The following is a 15950-nucleotide window of genomic DNA, read 5'->3' on the forward strand; positions in this document are numbered from 1 at the left end:
AGGTTCTACGATATACGATAATAGTGGTTCCTTCTGGGAATAAAGGCTCCATCGTACAGCCTTTATAATAATTAAGCTATAAGCCAGCTTACTGACATTGGCATCAGTAGAAACATTAAGTGAGGCTTTCTGAGTTTTGATATTGTTGTGAAAAAGAGGTCGACCAGCTTATAGCATCTTTCCATGAAATCAAATGGACACGATTCCATAGAGATTGAGCGGTTCCACGTTTGAGGGCTTCTTCACTTGGTAATGGTTCTTCTCCAATCGAATTGACTGACATTGACTGAGAAATATCTAGCCATGGGCTTTATTGTAGCCAATTTCGGGTTAGTGTTTTGGCCAGTAGATAATCGATGAATAATTGATTGTGCTATGCTGGTTCGTCGAGCTAATTTACTAGCATTAATTTGGGCTAACAACATCAATGTCTTAAGATTCAAACTAAACGAAGCCATCTTTGTGTCCATATTTTCCCTTGGCTAATCAAGAAATTATTGTTTCATGAAGTATATCAATTCTTAATTGAGATTCCAACTATATCTTACATTTAATGATTCCTCATTTAATGATTCCTTAATATTAATTTAATTTCCTTTTCCCTTTTGGCAGCAAAAAATATCCTTAAGGAATATAAAAGATTTCTTAAAAAGAGAATGATATTATCAGCGAATGGCATTATCCGAATTTTCAATTATTGATACCTATTTTCGACAAAGTAAATCAAAATGCCTTATAGCAGGTATTGGTGATGATGCGGCCGTAATAGAAATACCCCCCGATACACAAATAGTAACTTCAATAGATACTCTGGTAAAAGATATTCATTTTTCAGTAAATACTTTACCACGCGATTTGGGTTATAAAGCATTAGCGGTTAATCTTAGTGATTTGGCGGCAATGGGGGCAAAACCGGATACCGCATTATTGGCGTTGACCCTAGAAAAAGCTAATAAAAAATGGCTCGAAGATTTTTCGGAAGGATTTTTTTCTTTGGCAGAACAATACAGAGTTTCTTTGATGGGGGGAGACATAACGGCAGGACCACTTTGCATATCCATAGTGGTTAACGGCATGGTCCCGCAGGGAAAAGCTATTTATAGAAGGGGCGCCAAAGCCGGCGATTTAATTTATGTGACAGGAACGATAGGAGATGCTGGTTTAGCATTAGATTTATTAAATCAAAAACACAAAAAAATTGATCCCTTTTTATTAAAACGATTACATTGCCCTTCCCCGCGTATTAAAGCAGGCTTGGCTTTGCGTGGAATTGCGAGTGCGGCAATTGATATTTCAGATGGATTGGTGGCCGACCTCGAAAAAATTATTCAAGCTAGTGGGGTGGGCGCTAAGATTCATGCCGATCAGCTTCCTTTATCTGAAAATTTAAAACAATATTGTGCATTAAAAAAAGCCTGGAATTATGCTTTGACGTCAGGGGATGATTATGAGCTTTGTTTTACAGTGCCCCATAAAAAAAGCTCTCAATTAGAAAAACTTTTTAAGAATTTGGATTGTGAATACCGATGTATTGGTGAGATTATAGAAGGGAGAACTTTTTCAATAGTGGATGATCAGAATCAACAACTAAAGATAGTAAAAAAAGGTTATGAGCATTTTTAAGAAAAAAAATAATGTTCCTCAAAGCATGTGGACGAACCCTATTGAATTCATTGCTTGTGGATTTGGTGTGGGTGCAATACCGTGGATGCCAGGTACGTTTGGCACAATGTTGGGCGTGGTTTTTTATCTTTTTTTGATCCGATTTTCTTTGCTTACTTATAGCATTATTGCACTCGTTCTTTTTATTTTTGGACTAATTATTTGTGATATTACGAATCAACACTTTGGCACTTTCGATCATCCAGCCGCTGTATGGGATGAAGTAGTCGGATTTTTATTTGTCATGATTGCTATCCCCAAAATTTGGTATTTCATTTTAATGGGTTTTATTTTATTCCGCATATTCGATATTTGGAAACCGTGGCCTATTAGTTGTCTTGAAAAAAATATTGGAGGCGGTTTGGGTGTGATGATTGACGATGTAATGGCTGCTTTATACACATGGATAATTTTAGTTATTATTGTCAATGTCTTCAATATTTACCAATGGTCGAATAGTATTCGAAAGTAATCGTTTAAAAGGGAGTTAAATCGATGAGCTTACGGGGAGGGTAAAATTCATTGCGACCAGTTTATTTTTTCTTCCCTGTTTTTTCTTCTTGCAACTTCTTTGTTGGTGGTCTCGAAGTTCCCTCTTCTAACTCCTGGGTATTATCTGTCGGAGCTTTTGGTGCTATTTATGATGCAGATTTTAAGCACGAGGTTAATTTTGTAGTTAATTTTCCTCCCGGTTTGGCCACACAAATTTTTAATTCCTATACACAACTCCTATACACAACAATTCGGTTATGGAATAGGTGCTCAAGTCGGAGTTCAGTATCATTTCGATAAGCGGTATTACATCGGGTTGGAGGCAAGCGGGTAACGAAACAGTCAACAAGGAAACAATAATTCTTTCGCACAAGTATCGACAGCTTTTGGTTTTGTGCCTCAAAATAATTTTCGAATTATAGGTATAACGTAGATTTTACCAGTGCTTTTTTTAGTATTGATTTAACGCCTCACACTCAATATTTATGGAAGAATTTGCGTTTCTTATGGCTTAATTGCGGCAAAAATTTATTCTGAATCAATCTACTCCTGTAAACTTGATTGATTCCAATTTTACAATAAACAATAAGCAAATCCTTGTGGGGTTATGTGGCTGGCTTGGGAATTACTGAAGATTTTGGACGTTGCGTTAGTCTCTTTGCGGAATATGATTACTAAGACATGAGAAAAAGAATTTGTCCACATTGACCGGTATTATTCCTTCTCCCGTGATTGTTTCTGAAACTTATATATACCCAAATGGTATTAATAGATGCTTATACGATTCGCGTGGGTTTGGCTGTTGGTTTGGCCCTTTAATTTTTGAACTGAGTCGTTATGCCGATAAAAGGAGTGAGGTTCATGAAGATACGACGACACGTAAAATGCTTGGCACTATTTGTCTTGGAGAGCAATTTTTTCGCGAATAACGCGTTGGCAGGTAGATCTGAAATTCCATGTAAATGCCAGTGGCATCCCAGCATTTGTTGAACCTATAGCCAGTAATTTTTATCAGAATGGTTATTCGGGCAGTGGTCAAGTAGAAGTTCGATACCAATTTTATAATCCTTGGTTTCTAGGTGCTGAGTTTGCTGCAATGGAAAATTCCGAAACCGCCCATACAGTGGCCTCTATTCTTTCACCTGTAACTGGTGATTTAATTTTTGTCTTAAGATAATAAATTTTGAGTTCGTTACAACTTGGATTTCGCAGCCCTGCTAGGAGTTAATGTTACTCTCCCAACAAGGATTTATTTAAAAGGTGGCGGTTTACTATGCTTAAATAAAACACACACTCATGGTTTTTAATCCAGTAGCTTTCTTACCCAGCGCAAGTTTTCAGCAGATTACTGAGAGAAATCGGTGAGATTATTTAATTGGGTTTGGTTTTGGAATATGACTTTTGTCGTTAGATAGCGATTTTTACGGAGTATGATTATGGCTGGTTTAATTCGAAATACTTTGGGTACTACTATTAACCCTGACCCCGCTGTGAACGGTCCTGATTTTTAATAGTCAAAATTGTAAGTATTCATGCCTGTTTGGTTCGCTTGGGACTTAATTTTGGCTTTGTGATGTAACTCTTGAGTAAAGAATTTAGAAGGAGTGAATTCATGGAGTATTTGACAGAGCAAGAGCATTCGGCTAGTAGCGTTTTTCTCTTAATAAGTGAGAGAACGTTAGCGGGAGGCTATGAAACTTCTGTGCAAAGTCCGTGGATGATTTATGCAGGGGGCTTTTGGTGGCTATTATCATCCCACGATAACAGTATTAATTTCTTTATCAAGATAATACACCACGCAATCAGTTATTCAGCACTGAAATCCGTCAACGAGGAATATCCTGGGGAGGACATGTCGGCGCGCAGTATCATTTTGCATCCCTTTATTAGTCGGTTTGGATTTTAGTGGAATGGGACTCGCGGCTCCCCTCATTTAATACCACGTTGTATATAAAATACAATTTTGACCTTGCTGCAATTTTCGTAATAGATCTTACGCCCACTACCCATATTTACACCAAGGCAGGTGGTTCTTACGCCCGATTAAAGCAAGAGTTGCTCCTTCTTTCATAGTGTTCCCACCCACGACGACAACTTCTTTCAACAAAGCTTCCGCTATAATCTTTGGGGAATTGTTCTTGGTTTAGGACTTACTCGCGATGTTGGGCAATGGATAAGTTTCTTTGTGGAATATGATTTCTCCGATTATGGCAATCGTCGATTAAATACGCTCACTAACATTATCGCTTTCCCGACACCGTACTTATAAATTCGTTTATACCCAACAACATGGAGATAATATTCGAACCTTACAACACACCATTCGGGCCGTGTGGATGTGAAATTTTATCTTTAGGCGACCGGACCCGTATCAAATCCACGCAAAGGTACGAGGAAGACTTAGGTAATCGTTAGGTTAATTAATTATTTCCGTTCGTTTAAGGGAATTACATCCCGCTCTTTTTCACCGATATACAATTGGCAAGGACGAGCGAGTGGGTGATTCGAACTCATCATTTCCATCCAGTGAGAAATCCAACCAACGGTCCTCGATAAAGCAAAAATCACTGTAAACATATTAGAAGGAATTCCAATAGCATTTAGAGTAAGACCCGAATAAAAATCCACGTTGGGATAAAGTTTCTTTTTAATAAAATAGTCATCTTCTAACACAATTTTTTCGAGTTTTCTTGCTAATTTAAATAGCGTTTCGTCTTTTTTACTTACCACATTCAAAACTTCATGGCAGGTTTTCTGCATTACTTTTGCTCGCGGATCATAGTTTTTATAAACACGATGGCCAAAACCCATTAAACGGAAAGGATCATCTTTGTCTTTTGCTTTTTTGAGGTACTTATTAATGTTCTTCTCATGGCCTATTTCTTGGAGCATATTAAGGCAAGCTTCATTGGCCCCACCATGTGCCGGTCCCCACAGAGCACTAATTCCCGCCGAAATACATGCAAAAGGATTAGCGCCTGTAGAACCCGCCACGCGGACCGTAGTAGTGGAAGCATTTTGTTCATGGTCGGCGTGCAATGTAAAAATCCGGTCTATTGCACGAACTAATACGGGATCTGGGAGTTTTTCTTCATAAGGCGTCCCAAACATCATATGAAGAAAATTTTCGGCGTAGGACATATCCTGACGGGGATGTATAAATGCTTGGCCTATTGAATATTTATAGCTCATTGCGGCAAGAGTGGGCATTTTTGCTATCAGACGAATAGCCGATAATTCTCGATGTTTGGGATTTTTAATATCCAGAGCATCGTGATAAAACGCCGATAACGCCCCACTGTCGAAAGTACCATAGCCATTGGGTGAGCATTACGTTGGAAGCCATCAAAGAAATGAGTTACTTGTTCATAAACATTAATGTGGTTTTTAACAAAGTGAACAAATTTTTCTTTTTGATTTTTATTGGGTAACTCGCCATACAGAAGTAAATAACAAACTTCTATGTAGTTACACGATTCGGCTAGTTGATCAATGGGGTAACCTCGATACAATAAAACACCTTGTTCACCATCGATAAAAGTAATTTTGGATTCACAAGCGGCAGTTGAATAAAACCTACGTCTAAAGTATAAATACCGGCTTTACCAAGAGTTTTTATATTTATAGAGTCTTTACCTAAAATGGGAGATTTAATCGGAAATTCAGCAGATTGATTACCGAAAGAGAGTTTTGCTGTAGACGTGGTCATGGATGCTCCTCATAGCAGGCAACGAAAAATATTTAATTCTAAATTTATTTTCTTAATTCTAAATTTATTTTCAAAGATTGACCAATTCCAATTGTAAGAAAATTTTTTGGAATTGATACTTAAGAAGCTACTTCTTCCTTCAGCCACATCAAATTTCGGTTTGTGTTCTTTTGATAATGTCGTTATAATCACCAAGCGAGTAGCGCAAGCACCGTACAAGCAAGCACCGTACAAGTATCATAGCGCTATCCCTTTGATTAAAAACAGATTTCTAAAATGGAGTGATGGGATGCGTACCGAACGGCCGGTTAGGCCGATTAATCTTGATCTGACTAAATTTCGTTTTTCACCGATGGCCCTCGTATCGATTTGCCATCGAATTTCTGGCTTTATTCTTTTTTTATGTATGCCTTTAATGTTTTATCTCCTGCATCAAGCCACGCTATCGGAAGCCTCATTTTGGAATTTGCAACAATTGCTCATCCATAATCATTGGCTAAAAGTTGCCGTATGGATCATGTTTTCTGCCACTTTGTTTCATTTATTTGCTGGCATACGCCACTTAGTAATGGATCTTGGTTTCGGGGAATCTGTCCGTGAGGGGCGCATCACAGCCTATATGGTTTTTGTGATTTCATTTATCCCTATTATATTAGCAGGAGTGTGGATATGGTAGACCGGACAAGCCGGCGCGGTTATTGCGACTGGTTCGTGCAACGCATCACTGCTTTGTTGAGCGGTATTTATACCGTTTTTCTCATCATTTTTTTGCTTATATGCTACCCCATTTCTTATGCGCAATGGCATTCCTTATTTACACATTTGGCCATGAAAATTTTTACCTTACTAGTGATTTTTAGTGTGCTATGGCATGCATGGATCGGCATGTGGACGATTTTCACAGATTATGTAAAAATAAGCCAACCCGATTAGCATTAGAGACAATCGTTTGCTTGCTATTAGTTGCTTATTTTATATGGGTCATTGAATTTTTGTGGATAGCGCGGTGAGGTAAGCATGAATTCCATCCAAGTTAAAGAATATGACGCCTTGATTGTGGGCGCAGGTGGCGCGGGATTGCGCGCTGCATTAGAAATGGCACAGTCGCGAGAATATAAAGTGGCTGTTGTTTCAAAAGTTTTTCCTACTCGATCTCACACTGTTTCTGCGCAAGGAGGTATTGCAGCGGCTTTGGGAAATGTAGTTCCCGATAAACCGATATGGCATATGTACGATACCGTAAAAGGTTCTGATTATTTGGGTGATCAGGATGCCATCCAATACATGTGTGAACAAGCGCCTCCTTCCGTGTACGAATTAGAGCATTATGGTCTCCCTTTTTCCCGCTTAAACAATGGCCGTGTTTATCAGCGTGCTTTCGGTGGACACACCCGCGATTTGGAAAAGAAATGGCACGTCGTACCTGCGCTTGCGTGGATCGAACGGGTCATGCGATGTTGCATACGCTCTATCAAAAAAATGTCGAAGCCGAAACTCACTTTTATAACGAGTGGTATGGCATTGACTTGGTTCGGGGGATCAAGGGGGGGATTGTGGGGCTAATTGCTCTGAACATGGCAACGAGTGATTTGGTCTTTTTAAATCGCGAGCGACCATTTTTGCAAGCGGCGGTGCAGGTCGTATTTATGAAACCACTAGTAACGCATATACAAACACTGGAGATGGAATTGGAATGGCCCTTCGAGCCGGCTTACCTGTGCAGGATATGGAATTTTGGCAATTCATCCTACGGGTATTTACGGAGTGGGGTGTTTGATTACTGAAGGGGCCCGTGGTGAAGGTGGATATCTTATTAACAAAGACGGTGAGCGGTTTATGGAACGTTATTCACCTCATTTAAAAGACCTTGATTGTCGGGATGTTGTTTCGCGTTCTATTTTACAAGAAGTTATGACAGGAAATGGTGTAGGTCCAAAGAAGGATCACGTTTTATTGAAATTGGACCATTTAGGGGAAAAAGTATTGCGAGAGCGTTTACCCGGTATTATTGAGCTTTCAGAAAAATTTGCTAACGTCGATATCACTAAAGAACCCGTTCCGATTTTACCCACGTGTCATTATATGATGGGTGGTATTCCTACGACCATTCATGGACAAGCGCTAACCGTGGATGAACGCGGTAATGACCAAGTAGTTGAAGGTATGTTCGCTGCCGGTGAGTGTGCTTGCGTGTCCGTCCATGGAGCCAATCGGTTGGGAACGAATTCTCTATTAGATTTGGTCGTTTTCGGACGAGCAATCGGTTTGTATTTGCAAGAAGTCTTAAAAACGGAATTAAAGCATCGTGCTGAAAATCCCGATGATATTGATAGCACTTTAGCTCGTCTCAAACGTTGGGAAAAATCCGATAATACGGAAAATCCAGTGACAATTCGTCAAGAAATGGCGAAAGCTATGTCAGAAGATTTTGGTGTTTTCCGAGATGAGAAACAAATGGACCAAGGATTAAAGCGTTTAGAAAAATTACAAGAACGATTACAGCGAGCAAAATTGATGGACACTAGTCGGAGATTTAATAATGCACGGGTGGAAGCATTAGAACTTGATAATTCAATCGAAGTGGCTTACGCAACGGCCGTTTGTGCTAAGCAACGTACAGAAAGCCGAGGAGCTCATTCCCGTTACGATTATAAAGAGCGCGATGACGTCAATTGGTTAAAACATACAGTTTATTTTCAAGATGGGCGCATTGATTATCGTCCTGTTAATATGAAACCCAAGGAAATGGAACCATTTTTACCTAAAGTGAGAGATTAAGGTATGAACAAAAAATCTCGAGTGATGACGTTTTCTATAATGCGTTTCAATCCCGAAAGGGATAAAAAACCTTATATACAGGATTATCAGCTGAATGTTTCCACAATACCCGGGAAAATGTTGCTCAATGCTTTGGAAGCAATTCGTGAAAAGCAACCAGACATCGGCTTGCGTCGTTCGTGTGGGGAGGGAGTATGTGGATCGGATGGAATGAATATTAATGGTAAAAATGGCTTGGCTTGTGTAACACAATTGAAAACCTTGCCGGATCGAGTAGTAGTTCGGCCTTTGTCGGGTTTTCCTATTATTCGTGATTTAATTGTCGATATGGAGCAGTTCTATGCTCAGTACAAAAAAGTAAAACCTTACCTTCTTAACAATCAAGAGACCCCACAAAAGGAGCGCTTGCAATCACCTGCCGATCGCGCCAAATTAGACGGGCTCTACGAATGTATTTTGTGCGCTTGCTGTTCGTCTTCTTGCCCTTCTTATTGGTGGAATCCTGATAAATTTATTGGACCCGCAGGATTGTTATGGTCTTATCGATTTATTGCCGATAATCGGGATACTGAGAAAAAAGAACGCTTAGATGCAATGAAAGATCCTTACAGTATTTTTCGTTGTCGAACCATTATGGATTGTGCAACTGTGTGTCCGAAGAATCTTAATCCAGCGAAAGCAATTCGACAAATTCGTATGGGGATGCTTTGTGAAAGAGAAAGTGGTGAGTAAGTTAATCACCTCTAATCTCTCGAAAGAACGTGAGAAAGGCGAATAGCTTAGGAGAAAATAAAAAATTATGCAAAAAGAAACCGTGATGGAACAATTTCAAAAAAGTTCGTATTTAGCTGATAACAACGCTGGTTACATTGAAACGCTTTACGAAAATTTTCTTAGAGATCCCAATAGTGTTAATGAAGAATGGCGCCATTATTTTCAATCCTTATCACAAGGCACTGCTGTACCGGACATTTCAGATGTTAGCAATCAAGAAGAATTTCGTGAATTAGCACAGCAAGCTCGTATTGCTGCCCCGAGTGCAGCACCGGCCAGCAAGCAAACGGCGGTTGATTTATTAATTGAAGCTTATCGGCGATTTGGTCATCTCAACGCGAAGATTGACCCTTTGGGTGGCGATCGAGCAGTGGATTCCCGCTTGGAATTAAATCATTACGGCCTAACGGAAGCTGATTTTAAAGAAACATTTTCAACAGCGGGTTTTTAGATAAACCTCAAGCAACCTTAAAAGAGATATATAACCATTTACGTGAAGTTTATTGCAGTTCTATTGGTGTCCAATTCAGTACCATCTCAGATGAGCGGGAGCGACATTGGTTGCGAGATTATGTAGAACATCGACTGGGTCACATTGATTTTGATAAAAAAATTAAAAGAAATATTTTACAGAAATTGGTAGCAGCAGAAACTCTCGAAAAATACCTCGATACGAAATATGTAGGCCAAGTTCGCTATTCTTTGGAAGGTGGTGAAAGTTTAATTCCCCTTTTAGACGAACTAATCAAACGGGCCCGGGGCAAGAAATTAGATGAAATAGTAATTTGCATGGCCCATCGTGGTCGGGTCAATGTGTTATTGAATATCATGGGTCAATCAGCTGCTGAATTATTTCAAGAGTTTGAAGGCAAAAAAGATTATGGTTTGACGTCGGGGGACGTAAAATATCACCGGGGCTATTCGCGAGATGTAAAAACCGATGAGGGTCCGATTCATTTATCGTTAGCTTTTAATCCTTCGCATTTGGAATTTATATGTCCCGTGGTAATGGGATCTGTGCGGGCACGCCAAGAAAGAAAGAATGGACAAAATCCGGATTACGCGATGGCTATAATGATCCATGGAGACGCTTCCTTTGCGGGCGAAGGTATTGTCATGGAAGCGCTCAACATGTCGCAAACGCGGGCCTATTATGTGGGTGGTTCTATCCATATTATTTTGAATAATCAATTGGGTTTTACTACCAGCAATCCTAAAGACGCGCGATCCTCTTTGTATTGCACCGATATAGCGAAAATGCTCGATGCGTCAGTATTCCATGTTAATAGTGACGATCCTGAAGCCGTGATTGCAATTACCCAATTGGCGCTGGATTATCGAATGGAATTCCATAAAGATATCTTTATTGATCTTGTTTGTTATCGACGACGCGGCCATCAAGAGGTAGACGATCCAGTGCCGACTCAACCTGCGATGTACAAGATTATTCAAGAGCACGCCACTACTCGAGTGCTTTATGCAAAAGAACTTATTAACCAAAAGATTTGTACTTCTGAAGAAGTCCATGAATGGACAGAAAAATATCGCACTCGTCTCGATGAAGGACGACAAATGCTAGAGACTCTTCCCGATAATCTGTCGGCGCATTATGCAGCCAATTGGACTCCCTACCTCGGCCAAGAATTGGCTACTGTGGTAGTAGACACCACTGTTCCATTGAAAAAATTAAAAGTACTTGGAGAAAAGCTCGCTACATTGCCTGATACGGTTAAACTTCATCGTAAAGTCGCCGCTATTTACGAGGCAAGACTCGAAATGGCCGAAGGTAAAGCTCCAATAGATTGGGGTTTTGGTGAAATGATTGCTTATGCTTCTTTGTTGGAAGAAGGATATCCAGTTCGATTGGTGGGACAGGATTCTCGACGAGGTACTTTTTTTCATCGACATGCCACTGTTTTTAATCAAGATACTGGAAAAGAATATGAGCCCTTAAAACATTTAAATTTCAAACAAGCAAAAGTACATATTTACGATTCTTTACTTTGTGAAACCGGCGCACTAGGGTTTGAATATGGTTATTCCACTGCTGACCCAAAGTCATTAATTATTTGGGAGGCACAATTTGGTGACTTTGCCAACGTGGCTCAAGTGATTGTTGATCAATTTATAAGTTCGGGATGGCAAAAATGGAATCGCCTCTCTGGTTTAGTGATGTTTTTGCCGCATGGTTATGAAGGTAAGGGTCCCGAGCATTCTTCGGCTCGGTTAGAGCGTTACTTGCAACTTTGTGCTCAGAATAATATACAAGTGTGTGTTCCTACTACACCCGCACAAATTTTCCATTTATTGCGACGTCAAGTATTACGTACTTATCGGAAACCTTTAATTGTTATGACGCCGAAGAGTTTATTACGTCATAAATTGGCGGTTTCTTCGTTAGAAGATTTAACTCATGGCCAATTGAAATTAATCATTCCCGAAATTGATAAGCAGGATCCGAAAAAAATAAAACGGGTTGTACTTTGCAGCGGTAAAGTTTATTACGATCTATTAACCAAACGGCGTGAGAATAAATTAAATAATGTTGCTTTGATTCGTATTGAACAATTATATCCATTTCCTTATGATGAATTAAAATCCGAACTTAAAAAATATTCCAACGCGAAACAAGTAATTTGGTGTCAGGAGGAACCTAAGAATCAAGGCGCTTGGTTCTGTACTCGCCATCGACTCACAAAATGTTTACAAAATAATCAAACTTTAGATTATGTAGGACGGCCTGCTTCAGCTGCGCCGGCCGCGGGTTATCCAGCACTTTATTTAAAATCGCAAAACAAATTGATTAATGAAGCTTTAGAGCTCGGAGAGGAAATTTAACATGCCCACAATTGAAATTAAAGTTCCCATGCTCCCCGAATCCGTTACCGATGCCACGGTGGCAAAATGGTACAAAAAGGAGGGTGATTCCATTTCTCGGGATGAAAACTTAGTCGACTTGGAAACCGATAAAGTAATGTTAGAAGTCCCAGCACCAAAAGATGGTATTATCAAAAAGATAGAGGTTAAAGAGGGCAGAGTTGTTAAGGCAAGCGAAATTCTTGCAATATTAGAAGAAGACCATGGAGAAGGCGAAGTTGAGAAAGAAAAAAAAGAGAAAAAAGATAAAGATGAAGATAAAGATGAAGTAAAAAAGAGCGAAGAAGAAGAAAAAACTAAGAAAAAATCTGAAGAAAGTGAGAGTGAGCTGAGTCCCGCTGTTCGACGATTAGTTGCTGGAAAAGGTCTGGATGTTAGCGAAATTGAAGGGAGTGGGAAAGAAGGACGAATTACGAAAAAAGATGTGGAGGATTATTTAGAAAGTCAAAAAGCAAAACCTGCTGAAAAAAAAACTGAAAAAAAATTGGAAAAGGGGAGCCAACGGAAAAACGCGTTCCTCTTTCTCGCATTCGTCAACGAATCGCGGAACGCTTAGTTCAAGTACAGCAAGAAGCTGCATTATTAACCACCTTTAATGAAATTAATATGAAACCAGTAATGGACTTAAGGAAAAAATACCGCGATGAATTTGAGAAAAGACACAAAGTCCGCTTAGGCTTAATGTCATTTTTTATGAAAGCTTCAGTTGAAGCGCTGAAAAGATTTCCGATGGTAAATGCTTCGATTGATGGTAGCGAAATTATTTATCACAATTATTACGACATTGGGATCGCGGTAGGTACGGAACGTGGCTTAGTGGTCCCTGTTCTCAGAAATGCGGAAAATATGAGCATGGCTGATATTGAGAAGCAAATCCGAGAATATGGCTCTCGAGCTCAAGAAGGGCGTTTGGGAATTCATGAATTAATAGGGGAACGTTCACAATTACCAATGGAGGAACTTATGGATCTCTCTTATCTACGCCAATCATTAATCCTCCTCAAACTGCTATTTTGGGAATGCATAAAATTGAGGATCGACCTGTTGTAGAAAATGGCAAAATTGTCATTCGGCCGATAATGTTAGTGGCTTTATCTTACGATCACCGCGTGCTCGATGGCCGTGAAGCGGTATTATTTTTGGTAACTATTAAGGAATTACTGGAGGATCCGGCCCGTTTAGTATTGGGGATATGATGATAATCCTACTACATTTTAGCCCTCAAAAGGGAGTGGTTGGATAAGGGAAGAATAAAAACAAAAGAAAACAAATATGAACTTACACGAGTATCAATCAAAACATCTATTAAAAAAATACAACATTCCTGTGCCTCTAGGTGAAGTGGTTTTTAATCCGGAAGCAGCTGTAGATGCGGCCAGTAAAATTGGTGGTAATCGTTGGGTAGTTAAAGCCCAAGTGCATGCAGGTGGTCGTGGAAAAGCAGGTGGTGTCTGTTTAGTTCAGAATAAAGAAGAGCTAAAGGCCGCTGTAAAAGCCTTACTAGGAACGCGTTTAGTTACCTACCAAACAGACAAACGTGGGCAACCGGTAAATCAAGTTTTAATTGAAAAAACATCTAATATCGCTCGAGAATTATATTTGGGTGCAGTAATCGATCGCTCCTCTCAGCGGATTGTTTTTATAGCTTCCGCGGAGGGCGGTGTTGAAATTGAGAAAGTGGCGGGAAAATCTCCCGAGAAAATTTTAAAAATAATTGTTGATCGTGCAGTTGGATTACAACCTTTTCAATGTCGGCAATTATTCTTTGGTCTAAATTTAGATCCTGCCCAAATGCTGTCATTTACGGATATTGTTATTAGGCTGTATGAATTATTTATCGAACGCGACCTGAGCTTATTAGAAATTAATCCTCTCGTCGTCACTGGTTCAGGAGAACTTCTTTGTTTAGATGCAAAATTAAATGTGGATGATAACGCGCTTTATCGTCAACGGGAACTTCGTGAAATGCGTGATGCAAGCCAAGAAGACGAACACGAAACCTTAGCACAACAATGGGAATTAAGTTATATCAAATTGGATGGTAATATTGGTTGTATGGTGAACGGGGCAGGACTCGCCATGGCTACTATGGATCTTATTAAACTGGCAGGCGGTGAGCCAGCTAATTTCCTGGATGTGGCTGGAAGTGCTACCAAAGAACGAGTAACCGAAGCTTTTAAAATTATCGTCTCAGATAAAAATGTCAAAGGAATTCTCGTAAATATATTCGGCGGCATTGTTCGATGTGATTTAATCGCCGAAGGTATTATTAGTGCAGTGAAAGAAGTTAGTGTTGATGTTCCAGTAGTTGTTCGTTTAGAAGGAAACAATGCTCAATTGGGTGCAAAGAAACTTGTAGAGAGTGGCATGAACATCGTTGCTGTAAAAGGTTTTGCAGATGCCGCGAAAAAAATCGTCGAACAAGTAAAAGTGACAACATAATGAGTATTTTAATTAATAAAGAAACCAAAGTAATTTGCCAAGGTTTTACCGGAAAAAATGGTACTTTCCACTCCGAGAAAGCATTGCAATATGGAACAAAAATGGTAGGTGGTGTGACACCGGGGAAAGGGGGACAAGAGCATTTGGGATTACCTGTTTTTAATAGTGTGCATGAAGCTGTAGATAAAACAGGCGCTGATGCCACTATGATTTTCGTTCCGGCACCTTTTTGCAAAGATTCTATTATTGAGGCCATCGATGCAGGCATAAGTTTGGTGATTTGCATTACTGAGGGAGTTCCTGTTCTTGATATGCTGACCGTTAAAGCCTATCTTAAACAGCATCCTGATGTACGTTTAATTGGGCCAAATTGCCCTGGAGTTATTACACCAGGGGAGTGCAAAATTGGAATTATGCCAGGCATATCCATCAGCCCGGCAAAGTCGGTATTGTTTCTCGCTCAGGAACTTTGACTTATGAAGCTGTGAATCAAACCACACAATTGAATTTTGGTCAAAGTACGTGTGTGGGTATCGGGGGTGATCCTATTCCGGGCACCAGTTTTATTGATGTGTTGGAGTTATTTGAAAAGGATCCCCAAACAGAAGCCATAGTGATGGTGGGTGAGATTGGTGGTACAGCAGAAGAAGAAGCGGCGGAGTTTATTAAGTCTGATGTAAAGAAACCAGTGGTCTCCTATATTGCTGGAGTGACCGCACCCTTAGGTAAAAGGATGGGGCACGCAGGAGCTATTATTGCTGGAGGAAAAGGAACTGCCGCGGATAAATATGCCGCTTTAGAAGCTGCAGGTGTTTTTACAGTCAAATCACCAGCCGAAATTGGTCAAGGAGTCGCTGAAGCAACAGGCTAGGTCGGTTCATTGAAATTGACGAAAACGAAACCACCGCAATCGATTCAACTACTAGAATCCCTTAAATTTTATTTTCTCTTTCTTCGTTATATCGCGGTGGGACTGACTTCCTTCCTCATGGATGTGGGTGTTTTTGCACTGTGTTACTTGATTACTCACCAAAAACTCAGCTCTCTCGTGATTGGCCGTTTAATTTCGGGTTCTTTTAATTTTTATTTCAATAAATACTTGGTTTACCGTTCCTTGGAAAAAGGATTATTAAAACGAGAAGCCTTTCGATATTTGTTATTGGCTATTGGCATTTTCTTCATTTCCTATCGAACCATTCAGCTATTAATCACGCAT

The 15950-nt window shown here is 39.8% G+C and carries 9 protein-coding genes and 7 pseudogenes; 14 read left to right on the top strand and 2 right to left on the bottom strand.

Features of this window, described 5'->3' with window-relative positions:
* Nucleotides 1-458 (bottom strand): annotated as a pseudogene (locus B1F79_RS06545) (helix-turn-helix domain-containing protein); the annotation flags it as partial.
* Nucleotides 459-672: 214 nt separating this feature from the next.
* Between B1F79_RS06545 and thiL the strand changes: the two are divergent.
* The 5 genes from thiL (at nucleotide 673) to B1F79_RS01215 (ending at nucleotide 4060) form a co-directional block, all read left to right on the top strand.
* Nucleotides 673-1623 (top strand): thiamine-phosphate kinase, encoded by a 951-nt coding sequence (gene thiL / locus B1F79_RS01195; RefSeq protein WP_251365669.1) that lies wholly within the window; start codon nucleotides 673-675, stop codon nucleotides 1621-1623.
* On the top strand, nucleotides 1610-2134 hold the full coding sequence (locus B1F79_RS01200) for a phosphatidylglycerophosphatase A family protein (protein WP_251365670.1): 525 nt from the start codon (nucleotides 1610-1612) through the stop codon (nucleotides 2132-2134). Before thiL ends, B1F79_RS01200 begins: the two co-directional genes overlap by 14 nt.
* A 715-nt stretch (nucleotides 2135-2849) precedes the next feature.
* Entirely contained in the window at nucleotides 2850-3083 is a 234-nt protein-coding gene (locus B1F79_RS01205) for a hypothetical protein (RefSeq protein WP_251365671.1), read from the top strand.
* The gene (locus B1F79_RS01210; protein WP_251365672.1) at nucleotides 3053-3331 is read left to right on the top strand and encodes a hypothetical protein; all 279 of its coding nucleotides are present in this window, start codon (nucleotides 3053-3055) and stop codon (nucleotides 3329-3331) included. The genes B1F79_RS01205 and B1F79_RS01210 overlap by 31 nt, the downstream gene beginning before the upstream one ends.
* A gap of 435 nt (nucleotides 3332-3766) precedes the next feature.
* Nucleotides 3767-4060, top strand: coding sequence for a hypothetical protein (locus B1F79_RS01215; protein ID WP_251365673.1), 294 nt, complete (start codon nucleotides 3767-3769; stop codon nucleotides 4058-4060).
* A 518-nt stretch (nucleotides 4061-4578) separates the two neighbouring features.
* On the opposite strand, the pseudogene gltA reads toward B1F79_RS01215, so the two are convergent.
* Nucleotides 4579-5863: pseudogene (gene gltA / locus B1F79_RS01220) on the bottom strand (citrate synthase).
* A gap of 160 nt (nucleotides 5864-6023) precedes the next feature.
* Here gltA and sdhC point away from each other — a divergent pair.
* The 9 genes and pseudogenes from sdhC to B1F79_RS01265 all read left to right on the top strand — a co-directional run.
* The gene (sdhC, locus tag B1F79_RS01225; RefSeq protein WP_251365674.1) at nucleotides 6024-6539 is read left to right on the top strand and encodes a succinate dehydrogenase, cytochrome b556 subunit; all 516 of its coding nucleotides are present in this window, start codon (nucleotides 6024-6026) and stop codon (nucleotides 6537-6539) included.
* Nucleotides 6527-6873: pseudogene (sdhD, locus tag B1F79_RS01230) on the top strand (succinate dehydrogenase, hydrophobic membrane anchor protein). The gene sdhC and the pseudogene sdhD overlap by 13 nt, the downstream one beginning before the upstream one ends.
* Before the next feature lie 7 nt (nucleotides 6874-6880).
* Nucleotides 6881-8641: pseudogene (gene sdhA / locus B1F79_RS01235) on the top strand (succinate dehydrogenase flavoprotein subunit).
* Nucleotides 8642-8644: 3 nt separating this feature from the next.
* On the top strand, nucleotides 8645-9373 hold the full coding sequence (locus B1F79_RS01240) for a succinate dehydrogenase iron-sulfur subunit (protein WP_251365675.1): 729 nt from the start codon (nucleotides 8645-8647) through the stop codon (nucleotides 9371-9373).
* A gap of 85 nt (nucleotides 9374-9458) precedes the next feature.
* Nucleotides 9459-12253: pseudogene (locus B1F79_RS01245) on the top strand (2-oxoglutarate dehydrogenase E1 component).
* A gap of 1 nt (nucleotide 12254) precedes the next feature.
* Nucleotides 12255-13488, top strand: a pseudogene (gene odhB / locus B1F79_RS01250) (2-oxoglutarate dehydrogenase complex dihydrolipoyllysine-residue succinyltransferase).
* Between the two features lie 76 nt (nucleotides 13489-13564).
* The gene (gene sucC, locus B1F79_RS01255) at nucleotides 13565-14734 is read left to right on the top strand and encodes an ADP-forming succinate--CoA ligase subunit beta (RefSeq protein ID WP_251365676.1); all 1170 of its coding nucleotides are present in this window, start codon (nucleotides 13565-13567) and stop codon (nucleotides 14732-14734) included.
* Nucleotides 14734-15605, top strand: a pseudogene (gene sucD, locus B1F79_RS01260) (succinate--CoA ligase subunit alpha). The gene sucC and the pseudogene sucD overlap by 1 nt, the downstream one beginning before the upstream one ends.
* Nucleotides 15606-15701: 96 nt before the next feature.
* The coding region (locus tag B1F79_RS01265) for a GtrA family protein (protein ID WP_308159711.1) at nucleotides 15702-15950 on the top strand (249 nt) is incomplete at its 3' end.

It is taken from the genome of Coxiella-like endosymbiont of Rhipicephalus sanguineus, assembly GCF_018687865.1.

Excerpts from the sequence above, each read along its gene's own strand:
- thiL (WP_251365669.1), top strand. The coding sequence starts at position 673 with ATGGCATTATCCGAATTTTCAATTATTGATACCTATTTTCGACAAAGT.
- B1F79_RS01200 (WP_251365670.1), top strand. The coding sequence starts at position 1,610 with ATGAGCATTTTTAAGAAAAAAAATAATGTTCCTCAAAGCATGTGGACG.
- B1F79_RS01215 (WP_251365673.1), top strand. The coding sequence starts at position 3,767 with ATGGAGTATTTGACAGAGCAAGAGCATTCGGCTAGTAGCGTTTTTCTC.
- B1F79_RS01240 (WP_251365675.1), top strand. The coding sequence starts at position 8,645 with ATGAACAAAAAATCTCGAGTGATGACGTTTTCTATAATGCGTTTCAAT.
- sucC (WP_251365676.1), top strand. The coding sequence starts at position 13,565 with ATGAACTTACACGAGTATCAATCAAAACATCTATTAAAAAAATACAAC.